General features: G+C 54.3%; 19 protein-coding genes. 12 read left to right on the top strand and 7 right to left on the bottom strand.

Annotation, left to right across the window (positions count from 1 at the left end; translation table 11 throughout):
• Positions 1-3: 3 nt before the first annotated feature.
• Complete coding sequence (gene mlaE / locus HMPREF3178_RS04825) at positions 4-786, bottom strand: lipid asymmetry maintenance ABC transporter permease subunit MlaE (protein ID WP_004106151.1); 783 nt, start codon at positions 784-786, stop codon at positions 4-6.
• A 7-nt stretch (positions 787-793) separates the two neighbouring features.
• The gene (mlaF, locus tag HMPREF3178_RS04830; protein ID WP_004106152.1) at positions 794-1,606 is read right to left on the bottom strand and encodes a phospholipid ABC transporter ATP-binding protein MlaF; all 813 of its coding nucleotides are present in this window, start codon (positions 1,604-1,606) and stop codon (positions 794-796) included.
• A 209-nt stretch (positions 1,607-1,815) separates the two neighbouring features.
• On the opposite strand from mlaF, the gene HMPREF3178_RS04835 reads away from it, so the two are divergent.
• The 11 genes from HMPREF3178_RS04835 to npr all read left to right on the top strand — a co-directional run bounded on the left by HMPREF3178_RS04835 (position 1,816) and on the right by npr (position 9,708).
• Positions 1,816-2,793 carry a calcium/sodium antiporter gene (locus tag HMPREF3178_RS04835; protein ID WP_004106154.1) on the top strand — a complete coding sequence of 326 codons (978 nt, stop codon included), beginning with the start codon at positions 1,816-1,818 and terminating at the stop codon, positions 2,791-2,793.
• Positions 2,790-3,794 (top strand): arabinose-5-phosphate isomerase KdsD, encoded by a 1,005-nt coding sequence (kdsD, locus tag HMPREF3178_RS04840; RefSeq protein ID WP_004115845.1) that lies wholly within the window; start codon positions 2,790-2,792, stop codon positions 3,792-3,794. Before HMPREF3178_RS04835 ends, kdsD begins: the two co-directional genes overlap by 4 nt.
• A gap of 14 nt (positions 3,795-3,808) precedes the next feature.
• Positions 3,809-4,375 carry a 3-deoxy-manno-octulosonate-8-phosphatase KdsC gene (gene kdsC / locus HMPREF3178_RS04845; RefSeq protein WP_004106158.1) on the top strand — a complete coding sequence of 189 codons (567 nt, stop codon included), beginning with the start codon at positions 3,809-3,811 and terminating at the stop codon, positions 4,373-4,375.
• Positions 4,372-4,947: an LPS export ABC transporter periplasmic protein LptC gene (gene lptC, locus HMPREF3178_RS04850; protein ID WP_004106160.1), complete on the top strand. Its 576-nt coding sequence runs from the start codon at positions 4,372-4,374 to the stop codon at positions 4,945-4,947. The genes kdsC and lptC overlap by 4 nt, the downstream gene beginning before the upstream one ends.
• The gene (gene lptA / locus HMPREF3178_RS04855) at positions 4,916-5,461 is read left to right on the top strand and encodes a lipopolysaccharide ABC transporter substrate-binding protein LptA (protein WP_004106163.1); all 546 of its coding nucleotides are present in this window, start codon (positions 4,916-4,918) and stop codon (positions 5,459-5,461) included. The genes lptC and lptA overlap by 32 nt, the downstream gene beginning before the upstream one ends.
• Positions 5,462-5,467: 6 nt before the next feature.
• Entirely contained in the window at positions 5,468-6,193 is a 726-nt protein-coding gene (gene lptB / locus HMPREF3178_RS04860) for an LPS export ABC transporter ATP-binding protein (protein WP_004106165.1), read from the top strand.
• 47 nt (positions 6,194-6,240) lie between these two features.
• The gene (rpoN, locus tag HMPREF3178_RS04865) at positions 6,241-7,674 is read left to right on the top strand and encodes an RNA polymerase factor sigma-54 (RefSeq protein ID WP_004106166.1); all 1,434 of its coding nucleotides are present in this window, start codon (positions 6,241-6,243) and stop codon (positions 7,672-7,674) included.
• Between the two features lie 22 nt (positions 7,675-7,696).
• A complete protein-coding gene (hpf, locus tag HMPREF3178_RS04870) occupies positions 7,697-7,984 on the top strand; it encodes a ribosome hibernation promoting factor (RefSeq protein WP_004106167.1) in 288 nt (95 codons plus the stop codon).
• A gap of 66 nt (positions 7,985-8,050) precedes the next feature.
• Positions 8,051-8,539, top strand: a complete 489-nt coding sequence (gene ptsN, locus HMPREF3178_RS04875; RefSeq protein ID WP_004106168.1) for a PTS IIA-like nitrogen regulatory protein PtsN — start codon at positions 8,051-8,053, stop codon at positions 8,537-8,539.
• A gap of 45 nt (positions 8,540-8,584) precedes the next feature.
• Positions 8,585-9,439 carry an RNase adapter RapZ gene (gene rapZ / locus HMPREF3178_RS04880; RefSeq protein ID WP_004106169.1) on the top strand — a complete coding sequence of 285 codons (855 nt, stop codon included), beginning with the start codon at positions 8,585-8,587 and terminating at the stop codon, positions 9,437-9,439.
• Positions 9,436-9,708, top strand: a complete 273-nt coding sequence (npr, locus tag HMPREF3178_RS04885; RefSeq protein ID WP_004106170.1) for a PTS phosphocarrier protein NPr — start codon at positions 9,436-9,438, stop codon at positions 9,706-9,708. The genes rapZ and npr overlap by 4 nt, the downstream gene beginning before the upstream one ends.
• Before the next feature lie 50 nt (positions 9,709-9,758).
• On the opposite strand, the gene mtgA is transcribed toward npr, so the two are convergent.
• The 5 genes from mtgA to HMPREF3178_RS04910 form a co-directional block, all read right to left on the bottom strand.
• On the bottom strand, positions 9,759-10,487 hold the full coding sequence (mtgA, locus tag HMPREF3178_RS04890; protein ID WP_004106171.1) for a monofunctional biosynthetic peptidoglycan transglycosylase: 729 nt from the start codon (positions 10,485-10,487) through the stop codon (positions 9,759-9,761).
• Entirely contained in the window at positions 10,484-11,137 is a 654-nt protein-coding gene (elbB, locus tag HMPREF3178_RS04895; protein WP_004106173.1) for an isoprenoid biosynthesis glyoxalase ElbB, read from the bottom strand. Before elbB ends, mtgA begins: the two co-directional genes overlap by 4 nt.
• A 235-nt stretch (positions 11,138-11,372) precedes the next feature.
• Positions 11,373-13,712, bottom strand: a complete 2,340-nt coding sequence (arcB, locus tag HMPREF3178_RS04900) for an aerobic respiration two-component sensor histidine kinase ArcB (RefSeq protein ID WP_004106175.1) — start codon at positions 13,710-13,712, stop codon at positions 11,373-11,375.
• Positions 13,713-13,861: 149 nt separating this feature from the next.
• Entirely contained in the window at positions 13,862-14,926 is a 1,065-nt protein-coding gene (uxuA, locus tag HMPREF3178_RS04905; RefSeq protein ID WP_004106177.1) for a mannonate dehydratase, read from the bottom strand.
• 158 nt (positions 14,927-15,084) lie between these two features.
• Positions 15,085-16,008, bottom strand: a complete 924-nt coding sequence (locus HMPREF3178_RS04910) for a tRNA modification radical SAM protein MnmL/YtqA (RefSeq protein ID WP_017145348.1) — start codon at positions 16,006-16,008, stop codon at positions 15,085-15,087.
• A 673-nt stretch (positions 16,009-16,681) separates the two neighbouring features.
• Here HMPREF3178_RS04910 and gltB point away from each other — a divergent pair.
• Positions 16,682-21,142, top strand: a complete 4,461-nt coding sequence (gene gltB / locus HMPREF3178_RS04915) for a glutamate synthase large subunit (protein WP_004106181.1) — start codon at positions 16,682-16,684, stop codon at positions 21,140-21,142.
• The last annotated feature ends 1 nt before the right edge of the window (position 21,143 follow it).

Consider the following 21,143-nt stretch of genomic DNA (forward strand, 5'->3'; position numbering starts at 1 on the left):
AACTCAATTCCCAAACATCAGCGCAGTCAGCACAAAATCCAGCCCCAGAACCGCCAGCGACGCATGTACTACCGTACGCGTCGTCGCCCGGCTAATCCCGGCGGAAGTGGGGATAGCGTCATAACCGTTAAATAACGCGATCCATGTTACCGTAATGGCGAAAACCAGACTCTTAATCAGGCAGTTGACCAGATCCATCCGCCAGTCGACGGCATTTTGCATCGCCGTCCAGAAGAAGCCGGCATCAATGCCCTTCCAGTTAACCCCAACCAGCGAACCGCCCCATACGCCGACCGCCACAAAAATAATGGTTAGTAACGGCAGTGAAATCACCCCGGCCCAGAAACGCGGTGAAATCACGCGGCGAAGCGGGTCGACCGCCATCATCTCCATGCTGGAGAGCTGTTCAGTGGCGCGCATCAGGCCAATTTCGGCCGTCAATGCCGAACCGGCACGTCCGGCAAACAGCAGCGCGGCAACAACCGGCCCCAGTTCACGCAGCAGCGACAGCGCCACCAGCATGCCGAGGCTGGTTTCAGCGCTATAGGTGGTTAACACCAGATAGCCCTGCAGACCCAGCACCATACCGATGAACAGCCCCGATACAATAATGATCAGCATCGACAGCACGCCAACGTTATACAGCTGGCGTACCAGCAGCGGCGCATGCTTGCGAAACTCAGGCTTGCCCACAACTGCGTTGAAGAGCATCAATCCAGCACGCCCGAACGTCGCGATAGTTTTAATACCGCGATGCCCGAGCGCGGCTAGCGCATTTAACAACATGAGTCGCTTAACTCCCTTTGCCCAATAAATCATGATGATAATCACCCGCCGGATAGCGGAACGGCACCGGGCCGTCAGCGATACCATCAATGAACTGACGAACGCGAGGATCGGCATTTTCACGCAGCGACTGCGCGCTCCCATGCGCCACGACTTTTTTGTCCGCCACAATATACGCAAAGTCCGCAATGCTGAGCACTTCCGGCACATCATGCGAAACTACGATACAGGTGACACCCAGGGTGCTGTTGAGTTCAGAAATCAATTTCACCAGTACCCCCATCGTAATGGGGTCCTGTCCGACAAAGGGCTCATCGAACATGATGAGATCAGGTTCCAGCGCAATCGCCCTCGCCAGCGCAGCACGGCGCGCCATCCCCCCCGAAAGTTCGGAAGGCATCAGCTTAGCGGCTCCGCGAAGGCCGACGGCTTCCAGCTTCATCATTACTGTGCTGTGCAGCAGCGCTTCCGGCAGACGAGTATGCTCGCGCAGCGGATAGGCGACGTTATCAAACACGTTCATGTCGGTGAACAGCGCGCCGGATTGAAACAGCATGCTCATACGCTTGCGCACGGTGTACAGGCGCGAGCGCGACATCTGCGGTACGTTTTCACCATCAAACAGGATCTCGCCCTTGTCCGGCGGGATCTGGCCGCCGATCAGGCGTAACAGGGTGGTTTTGCCGATCCCTGATGGCCCCATAATCGCGGTGATCTTTCCGCGGGGTACCGATAGCGAGATATCATCGAAGATCACGCGATCGCCCCGCGAGAAGCGAATACCGCGCACTTCGACTAGATTCGCCAAACTCTGGCTCATAAAATCATCCTTACTAGACACCCTTCGGGCTAAGCATGGCGCTTTCTTTCACCACAAACCCAACATTTTTACAGAATCTTACCTGCCCAGGTTAGCGAAAGCTGGCATTTGTTTTACTTTTGGCACACATAAAGTCAAAATTAAGAATTCGTTACGCTGCCTACGGACGGCCAGCGAGGCGACGATTATACCTGAATAAAGGACTTTAGATGCTCTTAGCGACGGCTCTGTTAATTATTGGTTTATTGCTGGTTGTCTACAGCGCCGATCGTCTGGTCTACGCCGCTTCAATACTCTGCCGTATGCTGGGGATCCCTCCCCTGATTATTGGCATGACGGTGGTAAGCATCGGAACCAGCTTACCGGAAACGATCGTTTCCGCCGCCGCTTCTCTGCATGGGCAAACCGATTTAGCGATCGGAACGGCTCTCGGATCGAATATCACCAACATCCTGCTGATCCTCGGCCTCACAGCTCTGTTTCAACCTTTTACCGTGCATTCTGATATCCTGCGCCGCGAATTGCCGTTAATGTTGCTGGTCAGTTTACTGGCGGGATTCGTGCTGTACGACGGACAGCTCACGCGGATAGACGGCCTTTTTTTGCTGGCGCTGGCCATATTATGGCTGCTGTTTACCATTAAAATCGCCCGCCTGGCAGAGCGTCAGGGGAACGACAGCCTGACCCGCGAACAGCTGGCGGAGCTGCCGCGGGAGGGTTCGCTTCCCGTCGCGCTGCTCTGGTTGGGCGTTGCGATGATAGTGATGCCGATGGCCACGCGAATGGTCGTTGATAACGCCACGGTTCTGGCGAACTTTTTTGCCATCAGCGAACTGACCGTCGGCTTAACGGTCGTCGCGATAGGCACCAGCCTGCCCGAGCTGGCTACCGCCATTGCCGGAGCGCGCAAAGGCGAGAACGATATCGCCATCGGCAATATCATTGGCGCTAATATTCTGAATATTGTACTGGTCCTCGGGCTCCCCGCGCTGATTGCGCCGGGTACCTTTGCCGCCGAGGCCTTTACCCGCGACTATGGCGTTATGCTGCTGGTCAGCCTGATCTTCGCTGCGCTGTGCTGGCGCCGTAAGCAGCAGCCAGGTCGCCTTGCCGGCGCCCTGCTGGTTGGCGGTTTTATGCTTTGGTTAGCGATGCTGTACTGGACAGCGCCGCTCTTCGTTGAATGATTCGGGATAACATTATGTCGCAAACAGATTTGCCAGCGGATTTTGACTTTCAACGGGCAGGCCGTGAGGTTCTGGAAATTGAACGTGAAGGTCTGGCCCAGCTCGATCAATATATTAATGAAGATTTTACCCGTGCCTGTGAGACCATCTTCCGCTGTAACGGTAAAGTTGTGGTGATGGGGATGGGCAAATCCGGCCATATCGGGCGAAAAATGGCGGCGACGTTTGCCAGCACCGGTACTTCATCTTTCTTCGTTCACCCCGGAGAGGCCGCGCACGGCGATTTGGGTATGGTCACCCCCTGCGATGTGGTGATTGCGCTGTCCAACTCCGGCGAATCAAACGAAATCCTCGCCCTGATCCCGGTGCTTAAGCGCCAGCAGGTGTCGCTGATTTGTATCACCAGCCGACCGGACAGCAGCATGGCGCGCGCGGCGGATATTCATCTGTGCGTAAAGGTGCCCAAAGAGGCTTGCCCGTTAGGGCTGGCTCCGACATCCAGCACCACCGCCGCGCTGGTCATGGGCGATGCGCTTGCCGTAGCGCTGCTGGAAGCCCGCGGTTTTACCGCAGAGGATTTTGCGCTATCGCATCCCGGCGGCGCGCTGGGCCGTAAGCTACTGCTGCGGGTCAATGATATCATGCACACCGGTGATGAAATTCCGCACGTGAGCCTGGAGGCTACGCTGCGCGATGCGCTGCTGGAAATCACGCGCAAAAATTTAGGCATGACTGCCATTTGCGATGATGAGATGAATATCATCGGCATCTTCACCGATGGCGATCTGCGCCGCGTATTTGATACCGGTATTGATATGCGTAACGCCAGCATTGCCGAGGTGATGACGCGAGGCGGTATCCGTATCCGTCCCGGCACTCTGGCCGTTGATGCGCTCAACCTGATGCAGTCCCGTCATATCACCTGCGTACTGGTTGCCGATGGCGACCGCCTGGTAGGTGTGATACATATGCACGATCTCCTGCGCGCGGGCGTAGTGTAAGTAAGGAAAAAATAATGAATAATGCTGATGCCCTGATCGCGACCTGCTATGGGCCGGTGAGCCAGGACTTTATTGACCGGGCGGCAAAAATCCGTTTACTCATACTTGATGTGGACGGCGTTCTATCCGACGGCGTTATCTACATGGGCAATAACGGTGAAGAGCTGAAAGCGTTTAACGTGCGCGATGGCTACGGCATCCGCTGCGCCCTGACTTCAGATATTGAAGTGGCGATAATTACCGGGCGAAAAGCTAAACTGGTGGAAGATCGCTGCCAAACGCTGGGCATCAGGCATCTGTACCAGGGACAGTCCGATAAGCTGCTGGCGTTCCATGAACTATTGAATAAGCTGGCCGTTGATGCTGATGAAGTCGCCTACATTGGCGACGATCTGATTGACTGGCCGGTGATGGCTAAAGTGGGTTTAAGTGTAGCGGTAGCCGATGCGCATCCGTTGCTGCTCCCGCGCGCGGATTACGTCACGCGTATTAACGGCGGTCGCGGAGCGGTACGGGAAGTATGCGATTTGCTACTATTGGCGCAGGGCAAGCTGGATGAGGCCAAAGGGCAATCTATATGAGTAAAACCAGACGTTGGGTTATCATTTTACTGTCGCTGGTCGCGCTGATTCTGATCGGCCTGAACCTGGCGAGTACGGACGATACGACCCAGCAAGCGATCAATCCTGATGACCCAACGTATACCAGCGAACATACCGATACCGTCGTGTATAGTCCCGAGGGGGCGCTTAACTACCGGCTCATCGCTGAACACGTGGAGTACTTCTCCGCGCAGCAGCTGTCGTGGTTTGCCAAACCGGTGATGACCACCTTTGATACGAATAAAGCACCAACCTGGTCTATCAAAGCGGATAAAGCTAAGTTGACCAATGATCGCATGCTGTATCTTTACGGGCACGTTGAAGTCGATGCGCTGTCGGCTGACTCTCAACTGCGCAAAATTACGACGGATAACGCCCAGATAAACCTGGTGACGCAGGATGTTACCTCCGATGACATGGTGACGTTGTACGGAACAACATTTAATTCCAGCGGCCTGAAAATGCGCGGGAACCTGCGCAGCAAAAATGCCGAGCTGATTGAAAAGGTTAGAACCTCATATGAAATTCAGAACAAACAAACTCAGCCTTAAGATTGCGCTCGCCAGCGCCTTACTGGCGGCCAGCCTGTCGGCTCAGGCAAAGACGGGTGATACCGATCAGCCGATTCACATTGAATCCGATCAGCAGTCGCTGGATATGCAGGGCAACGTCGTGACCTTTACGGGGAATGTTGTCGTCACTCAGGGAACCATCAAAATCAATGCCGACAAAGTCGTTGTGACCCGTCCTGGCGGCGAAAAAGGTAAAGAGGTTATCGATGGCTACGGTAACCCTGCCACCTTCTACCAGATGCAGGACAACGGCAAGCCGGTGAAAGGCCGCGCGTCGAAAATGCATTATGAACTGCAAAATGACTTTGTCGTCCTGACCGGCAATGCGCATCTGGAGCAGGTCGATAGCAATATCCAGGGTGACAAAATCACTTACCTGGTGAAAGAACAAAAAATGCAGGCTTTCAGCAATAAAGGCGGGCGCGTGACCACGGTTCTGGTTCCTTCGCAGCTGCAGGACAAAAGTGGCGATCAGTCAAAGAAAGGTAAGTAATTCGTTATGGCAACATTAACTGCAAAGAACCTTGCTAAAGCCTATAAAGGCCGCCGCGTCGTGGAAGATGTCAGTCTGACCGTGAACTCGGGCGAAATTGTAGGCCTGCTCGGCCCAAACGGCGCCGGTAAAACGACCACCTTCTATATGGTCGTTGGCATCGTACCGCGCGACGCAGGGAATATTATCATCGATGACGAAGATATTAGCCTGCTGCCGCTGCACGCGCGCGCGCGTCGCGGAATCGGCTATCTCCCTCAGGAAGCCTCTATTTTTCGCCGCCTGAGCGTATACGATAACCTGATGGCGGTATTGCAGATTCGCGACGACCTGAGCACCGAACAGCGTGAAGATCGCGCGAAAGAGCTCATGGAAGAGTTTCACATTGAGCACCTGCGCGACAGTCTCGGTCAGGCGCTCTCCGGTGGTGAACGCCGCCGCGTTGAAATCGCCCGCGCGCTGGCCGCTAATCCGAAATTCATCCTGCTTGATGAACCCTTCGCCGGCGTTGACCCCATTTCCGTTATCGACATCAAACGTATTATTGAACACCTGCGCGACAGCGGCCTCGGCGTGTTGATTACCGACCATAACGTCAGGGAAACGCTGGCCGTTTGCGAACGCGCTTATATCGTCAGCCAGGGCCACCTGATTGCTCACGGTACGCCACAGCAAATCCTTGAAGACGAGCAGGTTAAGCGCGTGTATCTTGGGGAAGACTTCAGACTCTGATAGGGTAGAGGTTCCAGACGTTTTAGCCGGAGATATTGGCCCTGAATATGAAGCAAGGTTTGCAATTAAGGCTAAGCCAACAGCTTGCCATGACGCCACAGCTGCAGCAGGCGATTCGTTTACTGCAGTTGTCTACGTTAGAACTCCAGCAAGAACTCCAGCAGGCGCTGGACAGCAACCCGTTGCTGGAGCAAACCGATCTTCACGATGAGGTAGAAACCAAAGAGGCCGAGGATCGCGAATCTCTGGATACCGTCGATGCCCTTGAGCAGAAAGAGATGCCCGACGAGCTGCCGCTTGATGCCAGCTGGGATGAGATCTATACCGCGGGAACGCCCTCAGGCAACGGCGTCGATTATCAGGATGATGAACTGCCCGTCTATCAGGGCGAGACCACGCAAAGCCTGCAGGATTACCTGATGTGGCAGGTTGAACTCACGCCATTTACCGATACCGATCGCGCCATTGCGACCTCAATCGTCGATGCCGTTGATGACACAGGGTACCTGACTATTCCTGTCGAAGAGATCGTTGAAAGTATTGGCGATGATGAAATCGGACTTGAAGAAGTTGAAGCGGTGCTCAAGCGCATCCAGCGTTTCGACCCCGTCGGCGTGGCGGCGAAAGACTTGCGCGATTGCCTGCTGGTTCAGCTTTCACAGTTTGCCAAAGAGACGCCGTGGATTGATGAAGCTCGCCTGATCATCAGCGATCATCTCGATCTGCTGGCCAACCATGACTTCCGTACTCTGATGCGCGTTACCCGCCTGAAAGAAGAGGTGTTAAAGGAAGCGGTGAATCTGATCCAATCGCTGGATCCGCGCCCGGGCCAGTCGATTCAAACTGGCGAGCCGGAATATGTCATCCCTGACGTGCTGGTGCGTAAGGTTCACGATCGTTGGGTTGTCGAACTCAATTCAGATAGCCTTCCCCGCCTGAAGATCAATCAGCACTATGCGGCAATGGGCAACAGCGCGCGGAATGATGCTGACGGCCAGTTTATCCGCAGCAATCTCCAGGAAGCCCGCTGGCTTATCAAGAGCCTGGAGAGCCGCAACGACACCCTGCTGCGCGTCAGCCGCTGCATCGTCGAACAGCAGCAGGCCTTTTTTGAACAAGGTGAAGAGTTTATGAAGCCGATGGTGCTGGCGGATATCGCTCAGGCCGTCGAAATGCATGAATCCACTATTTCACGCGTTACCACGCAAAAATACCTGCACAGTCCACGCGGTATTTTTGAGCTGAAGTATTTCTTCTCCAGCCATGTGAACACCGAAGGCGGCGGCGAAGCATCGTCGACGGCCATTCGCGCGCTGGTGAAGAAATTAATCGCCGCGGAAAACCCCGCGAAACCATTGAGTGACAGTAAGCTCACCACCATGCTGTCCGATCAGGGTATTATGGTGGCGCGGCGAACCGTTGCTAAGTACCGAGAGTCTTTATCCATCCCGCCGTCGAATCAGCGCAAGCAGCTGGTTTGACCCAACCGATAAGGAAGACACTATGCAGCTCAACATTACAGGACACAACGTCGAAATAACTCCCGCCATGCGCGATTTCGTGACGGCGAAGTTCAGCAAACTGGAGCAGTTTTTCGACAGGATCAATCAGGTCTATATTGTGTTAAAAGTGGAGAAGGTGACGCAAATTGCGGACGCCAATCTGCATGTCAACGGTGGCGAAATCCATGCCAGTGCGGAAGGGCAGGATATGTATGCTGCTATCGATGGCCTTATCGATAAGCTGGCAAGACAGTTAACAAAACATAAAGATAAACTGAAACAACACTAATTGTCCGGGCAATAGCCTACGCCAACCGCCTGCAGGCGGTTGGCCAGGGTGAGCTCAGGTGAAATTATGATAAATAACGATTCGGCTCTACAACTGAGCAATGTCCTTAACCAGGAATGTACCCGTAGCCAGGTTCACTGCCAGAGCAAAAAGCGCGCGCTGGAAATCATCAGCGAGCTGGCGGCAAAGCAGTTAGGCTTAGCGCCCCAGGTGGTGTTCGAGGCGATTCTCACCCGTGAGAAAATGGGCAGTACCGGGATTGGTAACGGCATTGCGATCCCCCACGGTAAACTCGAAGAGGATACGCTGCGGGCCGTGGGCGTTTTTGTTCAACTGGAAACCCCGATTGCCTTTGATGCTATCGACAATCAACCTGTCGATCTGCTGTTTGCCCTTCTCGTCCCGGCCGATCAAACTAAAACGCATCTGCATACGCTCTCGCTGGTGGCGAAGCGCCTGGCAGATAAAACTATTTGCCGCCGTCTGCGCGCTGCACAAAGTGATGAAGAGCTCTATGAAATCATCACTGAAGCGGGAAGCAACAATGAGGCATAACGGAAGTCGCACCTTACTCTTTTTCGTACTGAGGAGAAACGGTACATGGTACTGATGATCGTCAGCGGCCGTTCAGGGTCGGGGAAATCCGTCGCCCTGCGAGCGCTGGAAGATATGGGTTTTTACTGCGTCGATAACCTGCCGGTTGTGCTGTTGCCAGAGCTGGCGCGTTCGCTCGCCGACAGAAACATCTCGGCGGCCGTCAGTATTGACGTGCGAAACATGCCCGAATCGCCGGAAATCTTCGAGCAGGCGATGAAAAATCTGCCCGCAGAGTTTTCACCTCAGTTGCTGTTCCTTGATGCCGATCGTAACACCCTGATTCGCCGCTATAGCGACACCCGTCGTTTACATCCTCTATCGAGCAAAAACCTGTCGCTGGAAAGCGCCATTGATGAAGAGAGCGATCTGCTGGAACCTCTGCGCTCCCGCGCCGACCTGATCGTCGATACTTCTGAAATGTCGGTGCATGAGCTGGCAGAAATGTTGCGCACGCGTTTGCTGGGCAAACGCGAACGCGAACTGACGATGGTATTTGAATCCTTTGGCTTTAAGCACGGCATCCCTATCGATGCCGACTACGTTTTTGACGTGCGCTTTCTGCCGAACCCGCACTGGGATCCGAAGCTGCGCCCGATGACCGGCCTTGATAAACCCGTGGCCGCTTTCCTCGACCGGCACACGGAAGTTCATAATTTCATTTACCAGACCCGCAGCTATCTTGAGCTATGGTTACCTATGCTGGAGACCAATAACCGCAGCTATCTGACGGTAGCTATTGGTTGTACCGGTGGTAAACACCGTTCGGTTTATATCGCCGAACAGCTGGCTGACTACTTCCGCTCACGCGGTAAGAACGTGCAGTCCCGTCATCGGACGCTGGAAAAACGCAAATCATGACCGTTAAGCAAACCGTTGAAATCACCAATAAGCTGGGCATGCACGCTCGCCCGGCGATGAAGCTGTTTGAATTAATGCAGAACTATGATGCTGAAGTCCTGCTGCGCAATGATGAAGGTACTGAAGCTGAAGCGAATAGCGTGATTGCCTTGCTGATGCTCGACTCGGCTAAAGGCCGTCAGATTGAGATTGAAGCTAACGGCCCGCAGGAGGTTGAAGCGCTGGCCGCCGTTATCGCGCTATTCAACGCCGGGTTTGATGAAGACTAGAGGTATTCCCCGGCTGCAGCGGTGCTGACCGGGGAGATCTGATAGCAAGTTTATTGATGTAGCTTATTCGCCCGCATAAAACCTTCCCCACCCAACTGCCTCATCTGGCGCAGGATCCACGCCTGACGGCGATGAACATAACCCGACGGCGCATCGGCGCGAAAGCGAATGGGATTGGGCAAAACCGCAGCTAAAAGCGCGGCTTCTGCAGCCGTCAGTCTACTGGCAGGTTTGTGAAAATAGCGCTGCGATGCGGCTTCTACGCCAAACGTTCCGTCGCCAAACTCAGCAATATTGAGGTAAACGGTGAGGATCCGTTTTTTGCTCCAGACCGTCTCGATGCCGACGGTCAGCCCCGCCTCCAGCCCTTTTCTCAGCCAGCTGCGGCCATCCCACAGGAACAGGTTTTTTGCCGTTTGCTGCGACAGCGTTGACGCTCCGCGGATCCGGCTGTCATTGCGCTCGTTATGCGCCAGCGCCTTCTCAATGGCCGAAACATCAAACCCCCAGTGCTCCGGGAATTTCTGATCTTCTGCAGCAATAACGGCAAGCCCCATCCACGGCGAGATTTCATCCATCCCCACCCAATCGGAATGGGCGACATAATGAAAATTCCCGGAAAGCCAGGCGCTGACCTGGCGCTCCAGCATCACTGCCGAAAAAGGGACGGGCACGATACTAAACAGCGCAATTCCGCCGCCCCAAAGCACCACGCAAGCCAACAGCAGCCTCAGAACAAAACGCTTCATCATCCGCAGCGGCGAAAAGCGGAGGGTCATGCGGCCAGCACCAGGACGCGAGCGACCAGTTTTTCAATTCCGTTCGCCGCCTCCGCGATGTTCTGCGCCAGCATGTACGCCGGAGTCGTCACCACTTTGTTATCTTCATCAACTACAATATCATCCACCGGGCAAGGCACGTGCTCAGCGCCCATTTCCTCTACCGCATCGGCGGTATCGAGATCGGTACCGATGGTCACGCGTAGCGGAATAGCGAAAATTTTCGGCAACAGCGCCGGAGCGATGCAGATAAAGCCCAGCGGCTTACCGGCCTGATGCATCGCCAGAGCCAACGCTTTAAGATCGCTATCCACTTCACATTCGCTCCCCTGCGAGGCAAAGCTACTAAGATTCTTTGCCGCGCCAAAACCGCCGGGCACAATCAGCGCGTCCAGCTCATCCGCTCGGGCATTGGCCAAAGGCTGAATCTCTCCGCGCGCGATACGCGCCGCTTCCACCAGCACATTACGGCTTTCCGCCTGCGCTTCGCCGGTCAGATGATTGATAACATCGGTTTGTACTTTATCCGGCGCATAGCAAACGGCCTGAGCCCCGCTGCGGGCAATTGCCAGCAGGGTAATGACGGCTTCATGGATTTCACTTCCGTCATAAACGCCGCATCCGCTCAGCACGACACCAATTTTCTTCATCACATCAGCCCCTTAGTACAAGTTTATGAAAGCAGTCAAAAATTTTGATTTACTCGCTATGCTTCACATATTTTACTGTTTCACGTAACAAAATATTTAAGGTTTGCTATCTTAATGAGCGAGTAAGCCAAATCCTCAGGTTGCGCCGTGTAAAAAAAATCACTTAAATGATTCTGGCGCAATGTCCAGTTCCCTGGTGTTGGCGCAGTATTCGCGCACCCCGGTTTATCCGGGGTCATTTTTTATCTGCCGCCGCGACCCACGCTTTCAGTACCGCGACATCGCTTTGCCATTCGGATTTCATCTCTTCAACCCATTCGCCAACGTTATCCGCCCATGCGGGTAAATCCGGCGTCTGGATCTGCTGACCTAACTGTTGAATATGGCGCAAACCGATCGAGCCCGCAGCCCCTTTAATCTTGTGCCCCTCTTCAACAATTCCTTTCTGGTCGCGAGCGGTCAAATTAGACTCCAGAACCGCCATATAGCCCGGCATCATTCTTTCAAAGACGGCCAGACCGTCATAAATAAGCTTCGGCCCTACCAGTTCGATGTACTGCTCAAGCATCGGAATATCCAGTACTGAAGCCGATTTACTGCTATCTACAGATGGCATCTCATTCTCCTCTTCTTCCGGCGCATCCCAGAATTTTTTGATAATCGCGGTTAATGCCGGAACCGATAACGGCTTACTCAGGACATCATCCATTCCCGCTTCCAGATACTCATTCTTGTTCTTCAGTACGTTAGCGGTAAGCGCAACCAACGGCGGAAGCTCGTCGGCGGCAAAGCGCTGTTTAAGCTGACGAGAGATATCAAGGCCGGTCATATCCGGCAGCTGGATATCAAGCAGCACCAGGTCGTATTCGCCGGGGACGAACATCTCCAGCGCAGCCTTACCGGTCATCGCCACATCGACGCTATTGCCAAGCTTCTCAAGTACCGATCGCGCAACGATCACGTTTAGCTCAATATCTTCCACCAGCAGCACGTTCAGCGCAGGTAATGGCATTTCATCTTCCGCCAGCGTATCTTCAACCTCTTCCGCAACGGCCGGAGCATGTACGGTGAGGGTAAATGTCGCGCCTTTACCCGGCAGGCTGGAAACGCAGATATCCCCCCCCATATTTCGCGCCAGGCGACGTGATACGGCAAGACCGATACCGGTGCCCGTCGCAGGCTTGCCGCCCTGGCTATCTTTAACCTGGTAGTACATGGCGAAAATCTTATCCTGCTCCGCTTCAGGGATGCCGATACCTGAATCTTCCACCTCGAAGTGCAGTATATTCCCCTCGTCATAGCGCACGCGGACGTTCACATTCCCGCCTTGCGGAGTAAATTTCACCGCATTACTAATAAGATTCCACAAGATTTGGCGTAAACGCGTTCCGTCGGTGATCACTTTATGCGGCAGCGGAAGCGTGGGTTCCAGCACAAAATGCAGGCCTTTCTGCTGCGCCTGCAGGCCGGAGAGGTTTTCCAGGTCCGCAAGGAAACCGGTAAAATCAACCGGCTGGTTGTCCAGCTGAATTTTACGCCGCTCCATCTTATCCATCTCAATAATATCATTGAAGATATTACCAAGGGTTACCGCTGAGACATGGATGGTTTTCAGGTATCTTTCCTGTTCGCCGGTCAAATCGGTATCCAGCAGAATTCGGCTAAGCCCTACAATGCCGTTAAGCGGCGTACGCAGCTCGTGGCTGATCGTTGAGATAAAGGTGGTCTTATCTCGGCTGGCTCGCTCCAGAGCGTCCTGATAGCGCTTACGCTCCGTGATATCGCGGCCAAAACCCATCAGGCCGCGCCGCTTACCTACGCGGTCGTAATAAGGAACCTTACGGATTTCAAAGCAGGCCTTACGCCCGTCCGGATAATCCAGCCACTGTTCGTAGGTTAGTGAGACGTTATGGCGGAAGACTTTCTCATCCGTTTCCAGCACCTTTTCCGCCACTTCTTCGGTATAAACATCCTGCGGCTTCAGATGGATAAGCTGCTTTTCACTTTTACCTGTCAAAAGCTCCATCGCACGGTTACAACCGGAAAACTCTTTATCTTCATTACGATAGAAAACCAGATCCGGAGAAGCATCAAGGAAGGAGCGCAGAAAAGAGGATTGTTGCTCAAGCTGAATTTGCGCCTCTTCACGCTCTTTCATCTCAATTTTGAGCTGCTCAAGCGTCGTTTCACGTTCCGCTTCCGCCTTTTCACGTTCGCCGATTTCCTGATTAAGCTGGGCGATATTGTCCTTAAGCTGCACATTCAGCTTGAGATCGCGCTCGCGCATCTCCTCCAGTTTCTCTACCAGCCGCGAGAGGCGCTGCCGGGACTCTTCCAACTGCTCAACCACCACCGAAAGGAAATAGACCGCCCACGGGGTAATCAGCAGGCCGAAGAAGATGGAGCGGATCACATCAATACTTTCCACCTGGCCATGCAGCACCATCGTAACGGCCATCTGCACAACTATCGCCAGCACCACCAGCGCAAAGGCCAGCAGCATTGAAAAGCGCACCAGACCCAGCTTCATCATCAGGTCAACATAATACTGCGCCAGCATACGGATTTGCTTCATAAGGGATTCCTTCGCGACAACTTCGCACAATAATACTCAATTCTGAGCAAGACGCTGTAAGTTGTGCAAAAAATGCGGGAAGGATTGCAGTTACGCGGCTGACGCTGAACGGGCATCAGCCGGAAATAGAGAAGAGAACAAAACGAGCGTTAGCGTTTACTGAGCGCTTCCCACAGCCCCTTCAGGTAGGTCACGCCCAGCGCACGGTCGTATAATCCATAACCTGGCCGCCCTGTTTCACCCCAGATAAAACGTCCATGATCCGGGCGTATATAGCCACTAAAACCATTGTCATAGAGCGCCTGCATCACTTTATACATGTCCAAAGAGCCGAATTCTGACGGATGGGCGCATTCATAAAAGTCTTTATCTTTAATAAGATTAATATTACGCACATGGGCAAAATGGATACGCTTGCGCCGTGTAAACTCGGCCAGAATCGAGTAGACGTCATTGGCAGGATCTTCCGCGATTGAACCGGTGCAGAGCGTGATGCCATTGGCCTCAGAATCTACCGCCCGGCAGATCCAATCCAGATCGTCGCGATTTTTCACGATACGCGGCAAGCCAAAAATAGAGTACGGCGGATCGTCTGGGTGAATAGCCATTTTCACGCCGACCTCTTCGCAGACGGGGATAACCGCCTTCAGAAAATAGACCAGATTCTCCCGCAGCGTCTTGTCATCAACATCTTTGTACTGCGCAAACAGCTCCTGAACTTTGGCCAGACGCTCAGGTTCCCAGCCCGGCAGCGCAAAACCATTTGAGTTATCCAGAACCTCTTTCACCACCTCTTCCAGGCTCTTATCAATGTCTTTTTTTTCAAAAGCCATCGTCCGGGAGCCATCCGGCAGAACATAGTTCATATCGGTCTTCATCCAGTCAAAAACCGGCATGAAGTTATAGCAAATCACTTTTACGCCAAACCGGGCAAGATTACGGATAGTCTGTTGATAGTTGGCAATATAGCGATCGCGGGAAGGCAGGCCTATTTTAATATCGTCATGAATATTGACGCTTTCGATAACTTCCATTTTTAGCCCGGCATCATGAACCTGATTTACCAGGCGCTGGATTTTTTCCAGCGGCCAGACCTCACCAACCGCGACATCATAGAGCGCCCCCACCACGCCTTCAACGCCGGGAACCTGGCGGATATATTCCAGAGAGACCTTGTCTTCCTCCGGCCCAAACCAACGCATTGTCATTTGCATACGAAATCACCTGATTCAATATTATTAACGATCATAGCCTACTACCATACAAGATAAAATAACCAGATTTATATCAACGACAGTGACGTTGGTCACACCACTTTTTTTCAGAGGATAAAGCAAAATAAATCCGCCGTAGCGATGACGTTATCCGCCTGCTATGGAGAGATCCAGCGACGACCGAGAGCAGACCCCTGCACGCCGTGTTCATTGAGGTATTTATCCAGTTCAACCATCCCGGTCCAGCGGTTCTCACACCACAGCGGCGCCAGCAGCGTTGGGCGGCGCGCGCTGGCGGAGATACGGTGAAAAATCACTTCCGGAGGGGTGTGACGGATCATCTCTCCTGCGGTAACCGTATAGTCGTCCAGCGCAATACCGTTTAACCTTCCTGCCTGCCAGGCCCTGGCCATAATGCTCCCCTTCACAATATGAAGTGGATGCAGCTTAATGCCGTCTACGCCGGTCTCCACTACCTGCTCTAAGGTCTCCAGGCATTCACCCTGTCCCTCGCCCGGCAGGCCCACGATAAGGTGGCTACACACTTTAAGGTCGCGCTCGCGTGCCAGGCGGGTGGTTCGCTGATAGCAGGCAAAATCGTGGCCGCGGTTAATTCGGTGCAGCGTTTTATCATGCGCGGTTTGTAAACCCAGCTCGAGCCATACTTCGTAGCCCTGCTCCCGATACTCACTCAGCAGGTCCAATACGGCTCCGGGGACGCAGTCCGGGCGGGTGCCCACGCACAGCCCGACGATGCTGGCCTGGCTGATTGCCTGCTGATACATGGATCGCAGTACCTGAACTTCGGCAAACGTACTGGTATAGGCCTGGAAATAGGCCAAATAGCGCTTAGCCCGGTTTACCCGCTGCGCCTGATGGGCTAGCTGCTCAGCAATCGAACGGTGCTGCTGCTCTTCATCGGCAAAAGAAGCGACATTACAAAAGGTACAGCCGCCACGACCAATGGTGCCATCGCGATTTGGACAGCTAAATCCACCGTGCAGCGTCAGTTTGTGAACCTTTTCTCCATACCGGCGCGCAAGATCCCCACCAAACATGTTGACTAATTTTTGTAACTGCATAATCTGATAGACCGGCCTTAAGAAAGGGGCCAAGCCTGCCATTTTTAGCTACCGACGGCGATGACCTGGATCAATCGTCAACGCGGCCGCTTACCTCATTGCATAAACAATCAAGATAACTGTAATTTAATTCATAGTCAGGGTAATGAGTTTTCCTTATACATAGCCGCTGATTGGCAATTATCTTTACCCGGGCACAAAACAGTATTAGCCACCAAAAAATAAATAAAAAGCAGTTTAAAAAACTGTGATAAAAAAACAATTCAGCACAGACAGATAATGTCGTGCCGTCGATACAGTGAGACAGATCACACTCGTTTCTGTCTCCTGGCGCGTTTCAGTAGTATTTAAAACGCATTTATTCTCTTAAAAATCATTTAATTAGCTGTTGCATAGCACATTTTTGTATAAATAAGATTGCCATTTGACGTATGTGTGGATTCCCGATAAGTTGGGAATCCGCTGGAAGCTTTCTGGATGAGCGCTCTGCTCATCATATTTATGCAGTAATTGAGATTCCCTCTTAACAGCAAGTCCTCAAACTTGTGTACCGATGCGAAAAGGATTTAAAGAGGGCGAATGCGAGGTGTAAACCCCGTCGCCATGCTCTTTCTGTGCCCGTGCGCAATCGGTATCGGAGGGTGTCCCGTAGAGCCTGGGGAGGTTCACTGATATGTTGTACGATAAATCCCTTGAGAGGGATAACTGTGGTTTCGGCCTGATCGCCCACATAGAAGGCGAACCTAGCCACAAGGTAGTGCGAACCGCTATACACGCACTGGCCCGAATGCAGCACCGCGGCGCGATTCTTGCCGATGGAAAAACCGGCGACGGTTGTGGCTTGCTGCTACAAAAACCCGATCGTTTCTTCCGAATTGTTGCGGAAGAGCGCGGCTGGCGTTTAGCCAAAAATTACGCCGTTGGGATGCTGTTCCTTAATAAGGATCCTGAACTGGCAAACGCGGCGCGCCGCATCGTCGAAGAAGAACTTCAGCGCGAAACGCTGTCTATCGTCGGCTGGCGCGATGTGCCAACCAATGAAGGCGTACTAGGTGAAATCGCCCTCTCCTCGCTGCCCCGTATAGAACAAATCTTTGTTAACGCCCCGGCTGGCTGGCGCCCGCGCGACATGGAGCGCCGCTTATTCATCGCGCGCCGTCGTATCGAAAAGCGTCTGCAGGAAGATAAAGATTTTTACGTTTGCAGCCTGTCGAACCTGGTCAACATTTATAAAGGTCTGTGTATGCCGGCGGATTTGCCGCGCTTCTACCTGGACCTCGCGGATCTGCGCCTGGAGTCAGCCATCTGTCTGTTCCACCAGCGCTTTTCCACCAATACCGTGCCGCGCTGGCCGCTGGCTCAGCCGTTCCGTTACCTGGCACACAACGGTGAAATCAACACCATTACCGGTAACCGCCAGTGGGCCCGCGCCCGTACCTATAAGTTCCAGACGCCGCTAATCCCTGACCTCCACGACGCCGCGCCGTTCGTTAACGAAACCGGCTCTGACTCCAGCTCTATGGATAACATGCTGGAGCTGCTGCTGGCGGGCGGGATGGACATCATTCGCGCAATGCGCCTGCTGGTTCCGCCAGCCTGGCAAAATAACCCGGATATGGATCCCGAGCTGCGCTCGTTCTTTGACTTTAACTCCATGCATATGGAACCGTGGGACGGCCCGGCGGGCATCGTGATGTCCGATGGTCGCTTCGCCGCCTGTAACCTCGACCGTAATGGCCTGCGTCCGGCACGCTATGTGATCACCAAAGATAAGCTCATCACCTGCGCATCCGAGGTGGGTATCTGGGATTATCAGCCGGATGAAGTCGTTGAAAAAGGCCGCGTCGGTCCAGGCGAACTGATGGTTATCGATACCCGCGAGGGGCGTATTCTGCACTCCGCGGAAACCGACAACGATCTGAAAAGCCGTCACCCGTATAAAGAGTGGATGGCGAAAAACGTCCGTCGTCTGGTGCCGTTCGAAGAACTGCCGGACGAAGAGGTCGGTAGCCGCCAGCTGGACGATGATACCCTCGCCAGCTATCAGAAACAGTTCAACTACAGTGCCGAAGAGCTGGATTCCGTCCTGCGCGTACTGGGTGAAAATGGCCAGGAAGCGGTCGGCTCGATGGGCGATGATACCCCATTTGCCGTGCTCTCCAGCCAACCGCGTATCATTTACGATTACTTCCGCCAGCAGTTCGCGCAGGTCACTAACCCGCCGATCGATCCGCTGCGCGAAGCGCACGTTATGTCGCTGGCCACCAGCATCGGCCGTGAAATGAACGTCTTCTGTGAAGCGGAAGGCCAGGCGCATCGCCTGAGCTTCAAATCGCCGATTCTGCTGTACTCAGATTTTAAACAGCTGACCACCATGGAAGAAGAGCACTATCGCGCCGACGTCCTGGATATCACTTTTGATGCCGCCGAAACCACGCTGGCTGAAACCGTGAAGGCGCTGTGCGATAAAGCCGAGCAGATGGTGCGTAACGGTACCGTTCTGCTGGTGCTCTCAGACCGTAACATCGCTAAAAACCGTCTGCCGGTACCGGCACCGATGGCGGTAGGCGCGATCCAGACCCGCCTGGTCGATAAGAGCCTGCGCTGCGATGCCAACATTATTGTCGAAACCGCCAGCGCCCGCGATCCGCACCACTTTGCCGTGCTGCTCGGCTTCGGCGCGACGGCTATCTATCCGTACCTCGCCTATGAAACCCTGGCGAAGCTGGTCGATAATAAAGCCATCGACAAAGAGTACCGCGCGGTGATGCTGAACTATCGTAACGGCATCAACAAAGGTCTGTATAAGATCATGTCGAAGATGGGGATTTCGACCATTGCATCCTATCGCTGCTCGAAGCTGTTTGAAGCGGTCGGCCTGCATCGCGAAGTCTCCGATCTGTGCTTCCAGGGCGTTGTCAGCCGTATCGGCGGCGCGGGCTTCGATGATTTCCAGCAGGATCTGCTGAATCTGTCGAAACGTGCCTGGCTGGCGCGTAAACCGCTGGATCAGGGCGGTCTGCTGAAATACGTTCACGGCGGCGAATATCACGCCTACAACCCGGACGTGGTGCGCACCCTGCAGCAAGCGGTACAAAGCGGTGAGTACAGCGATTATCAGCAGTACGCGAAGCTGGTTAACGAGCGCCCGGCGGCAACGCTGCGCGACCTGCTTTCCGTCACCCCGGACGGAACCACGGTGAACCTGGACGACGTTGAACCGGCGAGCGAACTGTTCAAACGCTTCGATACCGCGGCGATGTCTATCGGCGCGCTGAGCCCGGAAGCGCACGAAGCGCTGGCGGAAGCCATGAACAGCCTCGGCGGCAACTCCAACTCCGGCGAAGGCGGCGAAGACCCGGCGCGCTACGGCACCAATAAAGTGTCGCGCATTAAGCAGGTCGCCTCCGGCCGCTTCGGCGTAACTCCGGCTTATCTGGTCAACGCCGACGTTATCCAGATTAAAGTCGCCCAGGGCGCTAAGCCTGGCGAAGGCGGCCAGTTACCCGGCGATAAAGTGACTCCGTATATCGCCAAACTGCGCTATTCAGTACCTGGCGTAACGTTAATTTCTCCGCCGCCGCACCACGATATCTACTCGATCGAGGATCTGGCACAGCTGATTTTCGACCTGAAACAGGTCAACCCGAAAGCGATGATCTCCGTGAAGCTGGTCTCTGAACCGGGCGTCGGGACTATTGCCACCGGCGTAGCAAAAGCTTACGCGGATTTAATCACCATTGCCGGCTACGACGGCGGCACCGGCGCCAGCCCGCTATCGTCAGTGAAGTACGCGGGATGTCCGTGGGAGCTTGGACTGGTAGAAACCCAGCAGGCGCTGGTTGCTAACGGGCTGCGCCATAAAATTCGTCTGCAGGTCGACGGTGGGCTGAAAACCGGCCTCGATATCATCAAAGCGGCTATCCTCGGCGCTGAGAGCTTCGGCTTCGGGACCGGACCAATGGTGGCGCTGGGCTGTAAATATCTGCGTATTTGTCACCTGAACAACTGCGCAACCGGCGTAGCAACCCAGGATGACAAACTGCGTAAGAACCACTACCACGGTCTGCCGTTTAAAGTGACCAATTACTTTGAATTCATCGCCCGCGAAACGCGCGAGCTGATGGCACAGCTGGGCGTGAAGCGTCTGGTGGATCTGATTGGCCGTACCGATCTGCTGAAAGAGCTGGACGGTTTTACCGCCAAGCAGCAGAAGCTGGATCTGAGCAAGCTGCTGGAAACCGCGGAGCCGCATCCGGGCAAAGCGCTGTACTGCACGGAGAACAACCCGCCGTTCGATAATGGCGTCCTGAATGCGCAGCTGCTGCAGCAGGCAAAACCCTTTGTTGACGGCAAGCAGAGCAAAACGTTCTGGTTCGATATCCGCAATACTGACCGTTCCGTAGGAGCCTCGCTGTCCGGCTACATCGCCCAGACCCACGGTGACCAGGGCCTGGCAGCAGATCCTATTACCGCCCACTTCAGCGGTACCGCAGGTCAGAGCTTCGGCGTGTGGAATGCCGGCGGCGTTGAGCTGCATCTGACCGGCGACGCGAACGACTACGTGGGTAAAGGGATGGCCGGAGGCCTGATCGCCATTCGTCCTCCGGTAGGCTCGGCCTTCCGTAGCCATGAAGCCAGCATTATCGGCAACACCTGTCTGTACGGCGCGACCGGCGGTCGTCTGTATGCTGCGGGTCGTGCGGGCGAGCGTTTCGCAGTGCGTAACTCCGGGGCTATCACCGTCGTCGAAGGTATCGGCGACAACGGCTGTGAATATATGACCGGCGGCATCGTCTGCGTGCTGGGCAAAACCGGCGTCAACTTCGGCGCAGGCATGACCGGTGGCTTTGGTTACGTACTGGATGAAGACGGCGACTTCCGTAAACGCGTGAACTCTGAACTGGTAGAAGTGCTGGACGTTGACTCTCTGGCCATCCATGAAGAGCACCTGCGCGGTTTAATTACCGAGCATGTGCAGCTTACCGGTTCACAGCGCGGTGAAGAGATTCTGGCCAACTGGCCGGCCTTCTCGGCGAAGTTTGCGCTGGTCAAACCGAAGTCCAGCGATGTTAAAGCACTGTTGGGTCACCGTAGTCGTTCCGCAGCTGAGCTGCGGGTGCAGGCGCAGTAAG

The sequence above is a fragment of the Klebsiella sp. HMSC09D12 genome (assembly GCF_001808475.1).
Classification (GTDB): Bacteria; Pseudomonadota; Gammaproteobacteria; order Enterobacterales; family Enterobacteriaceae; genus Klebsiella; species Klebsiella oxytoca.